General features: G+C 75.9%; 1 pseudogene. It reads right to left on the bottom strand.

The features are described 5' to 3' along the window. Positions 1–39: 39 nt before the first annotated feature. Positions 40–9,543 (bottom strand): annotated as a pseudogene (locus AC0HI0_RS15330) (amino acid adenylation domain-containing protein); the annotation flags it as partial. Positions 9,544–9,572: the final 29 nt, after the last annotated feature.

Raw genomic sequence — 9,572 nt, 5'->3', positions numbered from 1 at the left:
GACGTCTCCGGGGCTCGTCGCGGGCGGGCGGGGCGGTGCTCAGGTGCGGGCCGACTCCTCCTGCTCCAGCTCGGCGAGGATGGCCTCGCGCAGGTGGTCGGCCAGCCCGGCGACGGTCGGCGAGTCGAAGAAGTCCCGCGCCGCCACCGCCGCTCCGAAGGCCCGGCTCACCCGGGACAGGAGCCGGAGGCTGGTCACCGAGTCCCCGCCCAGGGCGAAGAAGTCGTCGTGCACGCCGACGCGCTCGACGTCGAGCAGTTCCGCCCAGATCCCGGCCAGCTCCTGCTCGGTCGGGTCGCGGGGGGCCACGTGCTCGGCGTCCCGGTCGCCCCACACCGGGGCGGGCAGCTGCCGGGCGTCCACCTTGCCGGTCGGGCTCAGCGGCAGGGCGTCGAGCGTCGCGAACGCCGACGGCACCATGAAGTGCGGCAGCACCTCGGCCAGCCGTTCGCGCAGCTCCTCGTGCGGCGCGGTGGCACCGGGGCGGGCCACGACGTAGGCGATCAGCCGCTTGTGGCCGCTGTCGTCGGCACGCGCCACCACCACCGCCTCGGCCACCTCCGGCAGCGCGCGCAGGGCGTTCTCGATCTCGGCCACCTCGACCCGGTAGCCGCGGATCTTCACCTGGTGGTCGGTGCGCCCGACGAACTCCAACCGGCCGTCCGAGGTCCAGCGGACCACGTCGCCGGTGCGGTACAGGCGCCCGCCGGGCGGGCCGAACGGATCGGCGACGAAGGCCGCCGCGGTCAGGTCCGGCCGGAGGTGGTAGCCGCGCGCCAGGCACCGCCCCCCGACGTAGAGTTCGCCGGGCACGCCGATCGGCGTCGGCACCAGCGCGCGGTCGAGCACGTGGCACCGCACGCCCGCCAGCGGGCGGCCCAGCGGGACGCTGCGCAGGACGCGGTCGGGGTCGACCAGGTGCGTCGCGACGGCCACGGTGGCCTCGGTCGGCCCGTAGGCGTTGAACAGCGACCGGCCCGGCGACCACGCCCTGGCCAGCTCGGGCGGCAGCACGTCGCCACCCGAGGCGACCGCGACCAGCCCCGGCACGTCGGCCGGGTCGAGGGTCGCGAGCACCGCCGGCGGCAGGATCACGGTGGTGATCGCGTCCTGGCGGAGCTGCTCGGTCAGCAGCGCCGGGTTGTGCCGCACGTCCGGGCGCGGGACCACCGCCGTGGCACCCGTGACCAGCGCGGTGAACAGGTCCCACACCCCGCCGTCGAAGCTCAGCGGGTAGAACTGCAACGCCCGCGCGCCCGGCCGCAGCCCGAGCCGCGCGCCGACGGCCTCGGCGAAGCCGACCAGCGAGCGGTGCTCGACCAGCACGCCCTTGGGCCGCCCGGTCGATCCCGAGGTGTACATCAGGTAGGCGGGGTCGCCCGGCGCGCCCACGCCGCTCGGCGCGGTCGCGGGCCGGGCGGAGATCGCGGGCGCGTCGCGGTCCAGCAGCACGACCGCGCCACCGGGCGCGGTGAACCGGCCGGCGAGCGAGTCCTGGGTGAGCAGGACGACGGGCCGGGCGTCGGCGAGCATCGCGTCCAGCCGGGGCGTCGGGTACTCGGGGTCCAGCGGCAGGTAGGTCGCGCCCGCCTTGAGCGCGCCCATGATCGCCACGGGCATCTCCAGCCCGCGCTCCACCGCGATCGCGACCACGTCGCCCCGGCGCACGCCGGTCGCGAGCAGGTGGTTGGCCAACCGGTTCGCCCGCGCGTCCAGCTCCCCGTAGGACAGCCGCGCCCCGGCGTGCTCGACCGCCGTCGACTCCGGCGCGAGGCGCGTCCGCTCCCGGACGACGTCCTCGACGCGGCGGTCGTCGCGGGTCTGTTCGGCGGTCGCGGCCCAGTCGCCCAGGACGGCGCGCGATTCGGCCGGGGTGAGCGCGGGTAGCTGCCCCAGCGTGCGGTCGGTGCTCTCGGCGACGGCCTCGAACAGCATCCGCAGGTGTTCGGCCAGCCGCTCGACCGTGGTCGCGTCGAACAGGTCGGTGTCGTAGTGCAGCAGCAGCGAGAACGTCTCGTCGGCGTAGACGACGGCGGTGAGCGGGTAGCTCGACGAGTTGCTCGCGCCCAGCTCCCGCAGCCGCAGGCCGTGGCGGGCGGCGGACTCCGGGTCGACCGGGTAGTTCTCGAAGGCCACCATGCTGTCGAACAGGGTGGTGCCCTCGCGCAGGTCGCCCCACGACTGGACCTGGGCCAGCGCCACCTGGTCGTGCCGGCGCGCCTCGGCCTGGGCGCGCTGGGCGGCGCGCAGCCAGTCGTCCAGCCGCGCGGCCGGGTCGACCCGCAGCCGCACCGGCAGGGTGTTGATGAACAGCCCGATCATCCGGTCCGCTCCCTCCAGGTCGGTGGGGCGACCGGCCGCGGTGGCGCCGAAGCAGACGTCCGGCTCGCCGCCGAAGCGGGCCAGCAGCACCGCCCACACGCCCTCGACCAGGGTGTTGACCGTGACCCGCGCCGATCTCGCGGCGTCGTAGAGGCGGGCGGTGGTCTCCGGCGACAGGCGCAGCCGCAGCTCCGCCGGCAGGCCGGGCTCGCCGTCGGCGGACCGGAGCCGGTCGTAGGGCAGCGGCGTCGGCGACTCGAACCCGGCCAGTTCCGCGCTCCAGAACCGCCGCGCCTCGGACAGGTCCTGGTCGCGCAGCCGGCGGACGTGGTCGGCGAAGGGGCGGCGCGGGCGCGGGGCGAACGCCGGCCCGCCGGTCGTCGCGTCGTAGTCGGCCAGCAGCTCGGCCAGCAGCTGCACGGTGCTCCAGCCGTCGAGCACGCTGTGGTGGAAGGTCCAGATCACGTGCACGCGGTCGTCGCCCAGGTCGGCCAGCGCCAGCCGGGTCAACGGCGCGGTGGTCAGGTCCAGGCCCTGCCGCCGGTCGCGGCGCAGGTGGTCCTCGCGCGCCCGGACCACGCCGGGGCCGTCCAGCCCGCGCCAGTCCAGCCGGCTCACCGGCAGCGCGACCCCGGTGTGCACCACCTGCACCGGCTCCGGCAAACCGGTCCACCGCAACGCCGTGCGCAGCACCGGCGTGCGGTCCGCCAGCCGCTGCCACGCCGAGGCGAGGGCGTCGAGGTCGGCGATGTGGTCGAGGTCGAACCAGAGCTGTTCGAGGTAGGTGTTGTGGTGCGGGTCGCGCAGCGAGTGGTAGAGCAGCCCGCTCTGCGCGGGCGTGAGCGGGTAGACGTCGGCCACCGACCGGCCGGTCCCCACGAGGTCGTCCAGGGTGGCCTGGTCCAGGCCGCAGCCGGGGAAGTCCGCCGGCGTCCGGCCGCCCGAGGCGGGCAGCGCGCAGTGCGCGGCGATCTCCGCCAGGCCGGCGGTGAACTCCTCGGCCAGCCGCCGCAGCGAACCTTCGTCGTGCGCGTGCGCCCCGTAGGACCAGTCGAACTCCAGGACGCCGTCGCGCACCTGCCCGACGACGTCGATCAGGTGCGTGCGCACGGCGGCCGGGTCCTCCCGCAGGCCGATCCGGGAGACCTCGCGGCACAGAGCGCCGGCGGCCGGGTCGAACCGGCCGAGGTAGTTGAAGCTGATCCGGGGCAGCGCGTCGTCCGCCAGCGCCGGTTCGCCCCGCACGTAGCGCAGCGCGCCGTAGCCGAGCCCGCGACCGGGCACGGCGCGCAGTTGCTCCTTCACCGACTTCAGCCGCTCACCCCACCCGGCGGACGCGTCGACCTCCAGGGCGACGGGCGCGTAGGAGGTGAACCAGCCGACCGTGCGGGTGAGGTCGACGCCGTCGAGGATCTCCTCGCGCCCGTGGCCCTCCAGCGCCACCAGCACGCGCTCCCGGCCGGTCCACCCGGACAGGGCCCGGCCCAGCGCGGTGAGCAGGACGTCGTTGACCTCCGTGCGGTACACCGGCGGCACGTCGTGCAGCAGGGCACCGGTCGTGGCCCGGTCCAGCCGGACCCGGAACGTGCGGGTGGACGAGATCACGTCGTCCGGCCGCCCGTCGATCGGGAGCGGGTGCCGCGCCCCGTCGGTCTCCGCCGCGCGCCAGAAGTCGACCTGGTGGTCGAAGCCGCCGTCGGCGACGAGGCCGGCCAGCTTCCGCGCCCAGTCCCGGAAGGCCGTGGTCTTGGCACCGAGCGCGACCGGGGCTCCCCGGCCCGCCTGGTCGTAGGCCGTTTCCAGGTCCTCCAGCAGGATGCGCCACGAGACGCCGTCCACCACCATGTGGTGCGCGGTCAGCAGCAGCCGCGCCGCGCCGCCGGGCAGGTGCGCCAGCACCGCGCGGAACAGCGGTCCCGAACCCGGTCGCACGGCGTCGTGCGCGGCCTGGGCCTCCCGGTCGAACGCCGGGCCGGCGTCCTCGGCGGCCAAGTCCGACAGGTCCACCACGCGCAGCGCCGAGGGCGGTTGCGGCGGGACCGGCGGGTAGTGCTGGACGGGGCCGCCGTCGGTGTCGAGGATCCGCGTCCGCAGGGCGTCGTGGTGCTCGACCAGCGCGGCCAGCGCCGTGCCCAGGGCGGTCACGTCGACGTCGTGGCGCAGCTCGACCTCGACGAACTGCGCGAAGGTCGACGACGGCGGCCGGTGCGCGAAGAACCACCGCTGGATCGGCGTGAGCGGGGCCTCGCCGACGACCGCGCCCCGGTCCTCGACCGCCTCGCCGCCGCCGACGACCTCGACGTGCTCGGCCAGTTCGCGCACCGTCTGGAAGCGGAACAGGTCCTGCGACCGCATCCGGAGCCCGGCGCGGCGGGCCTCGGACACCACGCGCAGGCTCAGGATCGAGTCGCCGCCGATGGCGAAGAAGTTGTCGTCGGCACCGACCCGGTCGAGCCCGACCGCGCGCGCCCAGATCCCGGCCAGGGTGCGCGCGACGGGCGTCGAGGGCTCCTCGGACGCGCTCGCGGCGGGCGGCGCGACCGGCAGCGGCAGCGCGGCGCGGTCCACCTTCCCGTTCGGCGTCATGGGGAACGCGTCGAGCACGGTGAACGACGAGGGCACCATGTAGTGCGGCAGGTGCCGCCCGGCGAACGCGGCGAGGTCGGCCGCTTCCGGCCCGGCGGGTGCCGCCGGGCCCCCGGCGGCCAGGACGTAGGCGGCCAGCCGCCGCGAACCCGACGCCGTCCCGCGGACCACCACGACGGCCTGGGAGACCGAGGGGTGCCCGCCGAGCACGCCCTCGACCTCGCCGAGTTCGATGCGCAGGCCCCGGATCTTGACCTGTTCGTCCGCCCGGCCGACGAACACCAGCGCGCCGTCGGCACGCCGGCGCACCAGGTCGCCGGTCCGGTACATCCGCTCGCCGGCAACGCCGAACGGGCACGCCACGAACCGCTCGGCGGTGAGGTCCGGCCGCCGGTGGTAGCCCCGCGCCAGGCCGTGGCCCGCCAGGTGGAGTTCGCCGACGACGCCGACCGGCACCGGCTGGAGGTGCCCGTCCAGCACGTAGGCGCGCAGGTTGGCCACCGGGTGCCCGATCGGCGGCGGCCCGGCGGCCCGGCCGGCCGGCTCCACCGGCGCGCCGGTGGCGACCACGGTGGACTCGGTCGGGCCGTAGAGGTTCACCAGCCGCAACGGCAGCGCGGGGTCGGGCCGGCGGTGCAGCACGTCGCCGCCGGCGAACAGCACGCGCAACGCGGTGCCGGTGATCCCCGGCTCGTCCAGGACCGCGTCGAGTCGCGGCGTGGGCAGCAGGCAGATCGTGGTGCCCATCCGGGCGAACCAGTCGACCAGGGCGGCGGGGTCGTCCACGGTGTCCTGGTCGGGCAGGTCCACGCGGGCTCCCGCGCACAGGTACGGCCAGGTGTCGACCACCACGGCGTCGAAGCCGAGCCCGGCCACCGTGCACGAGCGGTCGTCGGGGCCGACCCCGTGGGCGTCCACCAGCCACTCGCACAGGTCGACCAGCGAGCTGTGCGAGATCATCACGCCCTTGGGCGTCCCGGTGGAGCCGGAGGTGTGGATCACGTAGGCCAAGTCGTCGGGGTGGACCGCCACCTCCGGGTCGGTCGCCGGTCGGGCGGAGACCCGGGCGCGGTCCCGGTCGAGGTCGAGCACGGCGGCGGTGCCGGGCGCCGCGGCGGCGACCTCGGCGGCGCGGGCGGCGGCCGTCACCACGACGACCGCACCGGTCTCCTCCACGACGTGGCGCAGCCGCGCGGTGGGGATGCCGGTGGCGACGGGCACGTACGCCGCACCGGCCTTGAGCACGGCGAGCATGGCGACGAGCAGCTCCGGCGTGCGGTCCAGGCACAGCACGACCAGGCCGCCCCGGCCCGCGCCGAGCGCGCGCAACTCGTGCGCCAGGCGGTTGGCCCGGCCGTCCAGGTCGGCGTAGGTCAGCACCCGGTCGCCGGCGCGCACCGCGACGGCGTCGGGCCGGCGGGCGGCCTGCGCGCGGACGCGGTGGTGCGCGCACCGGTCGCCGGTGACCGCCGTCGCGGTGTCGTTCCAGCCGGTGAGCAGTCGCCCCCGCTCCGCCTGCCCGATCATCGGGACGCGGTGCAGCGGCACCTCGGGAGCCCGCGCCACGCCGCGCAGCAGCACGCGCAGGTGTTCGGACAGGCGCTCGACGGTGTCGGCGTCGAACAGGTCGGTGGCGTACTCCACCGCCACGTCGAGCACGTCGTCGCGCTGGGTGAACTCCACGGTCAGGTCGCAGACCGACGCGGGGCGGGGCAGGGCCAGCTGCTGCGCGCGCAGGTCCCCGAGCGCGCGGGTGCCGGCGGGCGCGTTCTGGAGCACCACCATGACCTGCACCAGCGGCGGCGTGCCGGGGTCCCGTTCGACGCCCAGCGCGTCGACCAGCCGGTCGAAGGGGACCCGCTGGTGGGCGAAGGCGTCCAGCACGGTGTCGCGCACGTCGCCGAGCAGGTCCCGGAACGACCGGGAGTCGTCCACCGGGGTCCGCAGCACGACGGTGTTGATGAACGCGCCGACGAGCCGTTCCAGGTCCGGGTGGTCGCGATCGGCGACGACCGTGCCGACCGCCACGTCCTGCCGGCCCGAGTACCGCGCGAACAGCACCCCGCAGCCGGCCACCAGGGTCATGAACAGCGTGGCGTCGCCGTGCGACCCGAGGTCGCGCAGCGCGGCGAGGTCGGCGGCGTCGAGGGTGAACCGGTGGACCGCGCCCGCCCAGGCGCGCACGGGCGGCCGGGGGCGGTCGGTGGGCAGCCGCAGCGGCTGGAGCCCGGCCAGGCGTTCCCGCCAGTGCGCCACGGCCGCCTCGGTGGCGGGCTCGGCGAGCCGGTCGTGGTGCCACGCGGTGTAGTCGGCGTAGCCGATCGGGAGCGGGGCGGGCGCGACACCCCGGTAGAACGAGTCGAGGTCGTCCAGCAGCACCCCGGCCGACCAGCCGTCGGTGGCCATGTGGTGCACGCCGACGACCAGGACGTGCTCGCCCGCCGACAGGCGCACCAGCAGCGCGCGCAGGAGGAGGTCGTGGCGCAGGTCGAACGGTCTGCCCACTTCGGCGTGCAGCAGCAGCCTGAGTTCCTCCTCCCGCCACGCGGAGGGCTTGGCGGACAGGTCGACGAACGTCGGCGCGACCGACACCGCGTCGGCGGGGGCGATCACCGCGACGGGGTCGCCACCCGCGTCGGACACCGTGGTGCGCAATGGTTCGTGGCGGGCCACGACGGCGGTGAGCGCCCGCCCGAGGGCGGCCACGTCCAGTTCGCCGTGCAGCCTCAGTCCGAAGTGGACGTTGTAGTCGACGCTGTCCGGATCGGACTCCTGGGCGAACCAGAACCGCCGCTGGGTGGCGGAGAGCGGGACGGTCGCGCCACGGGGCACGGGCGCGATGCCGGACGCCCGCCCGGCGCCCGCGCCGCCGCCCGCCGCGAGCGCGGCGACCGTCCTGCGCTCGAACACCGCTCCCGCCGCCAGTTCGACGCCCGTCCGCGCCCGCACCCGCGACAGCGCCCGCACCACCGACAGGGAATCGGCGCCCAGGTCGAACAGGTCGTCGGTGACCCCGACCTCCCTCAGGCCGAGCACCTCGGCCCAGATCTCGGCGAGCGCGCGCTCGGTGTCGTCGCGCGCGGCGACGAACTCGCCGTCCACGCTGTCCCGCCGGGTCGGCGCGGGCAGCGCCGTGCGGTCGAGCTTCCCGTTGGTGGTCAGGGGAAAGCGGTCGAGCAGGACGAAGGCGGTCGGCACCATGTAGTCGGGCAGCGCCTCGGCGGCGACCGCGCGCAGGAACGACGGGGTCGGCCGGTCGCCGGGCGCGGGCACGACGTAGGCGACGAGCCTGCGCTCACCGGACCCGTCCTCCCGCAGCGCGACCGCCGCCTGGTCGACCGAGGGCGTCCGGTCGAGCGCACTCGCCACCTCGTCCAGCTCCACCCGGAAGCCGCGCACCTTCACCTGGTCGTCGGCCCGGTCGGAGTACTCCATGCCGCCGCCGGCCGTGCGCCGCACCACGTCGCCCGACCGGTACATCCGCTCGCCCGGCGCGCCGAACGGGCACGCCACGAACCGCTCGGCGGTCAGGTCCGGCCGGTTGGCGTAGTTGCGCGCCAGGCCCGGCCCGGTGACGTACAGCTCCCCGGCCACCCCCACCGGGACCGGGCGCAGTTCGTCGTCCAGGACGTGGAACCCCGAGTCCGGCAGCGGCACGCCGATCTCGCTGCCGGCGGCGGTGGCGGCGGTCGCCCGGTCGAGCGCGACGAACGAGGCGTGCACCGTGGTCTCGGTGATGCCGTACATGTTGACCAGCGTCGGCGCGTCGTCCGGGTGCGCGGCGTACCACTCGTCCAGCTTGCCGAGGTCCAGCGCCTCGCCGCCGAACACCGCCCACCGCAGGCACAACCCGCCGCGCAGGTCCGGGTGCTCGCGGTCGGCCCGCATCAACTGGTAGAACGCCGAGGGCGTCTGGTTCAGCACGGTGACCCGCTCGTCCACCAGCAACCGCAGGAAGTCGTGCGGCGACCTGGTGACGGCGGTGGGCACGACGACCAGCCGGCCGCCATGCAGCAGGGCGCCCCACAGCTCCCAGACCGAGAAGTCGAAGGCGAACGAGTGGAACAGCGACCACACGTCGTCCTCGCCGAACCCGAACCACCCGGCGGTGGTGGTGAACAGGCGCACCACGTTGCGGTGCGGGACGACGACGCCCTTGGGCCGCCCGGTGGAGCCCGAGGTGTAGATGACGTAGGCGGGGGAGTCCGCGTCGCCCGCCGGGGTGAGCGGGCGGTCGTCCGCGCGGTCCAGCGCCGCGACGGTGTCCGGGTCGTCGAGCGCCAGCCAGGTCGCGTCGGCGACCACCGACTCCCGGGCCACCGCGCCGGTGGTGACGGTGAGCGCGGGCCGGGCGTCGCCGAGGATGTGCGCGATGCGGTCCGCCGGGTAGGCCGGGTCGACCGGCACGTAGCCGGCACCGGTCTTGAGCACGGCCAGGATCGCCACGACCACGTCGGCCGACCGGGGGAGCAGCAGCGCCACCAGCCCTCCGGGGCCCGCGCCGCGCGCGGCCAGCAGCCGGGCGAGCCGGTCGGCCCGCGCGTCGAGTTCGGCGTAGCTCGTCGGGTGGCCCTCGAACACCAGTGCGGTGCGGTCCGGCGTCCTCGTCGCCTGCGCGGCGAACAACTCGTCCAGTCGGCTACTCCGCCACGGTCCGGTCACAG

The sequence above is a fragment of the Saccharothrix sp. NBAS 001 genome, from assembly GCF_056640475.1.
Note: the sequence above shows the minus strand (reverse complement) of the source record. Positions and strands in the feature narration are given on the sequence as shown.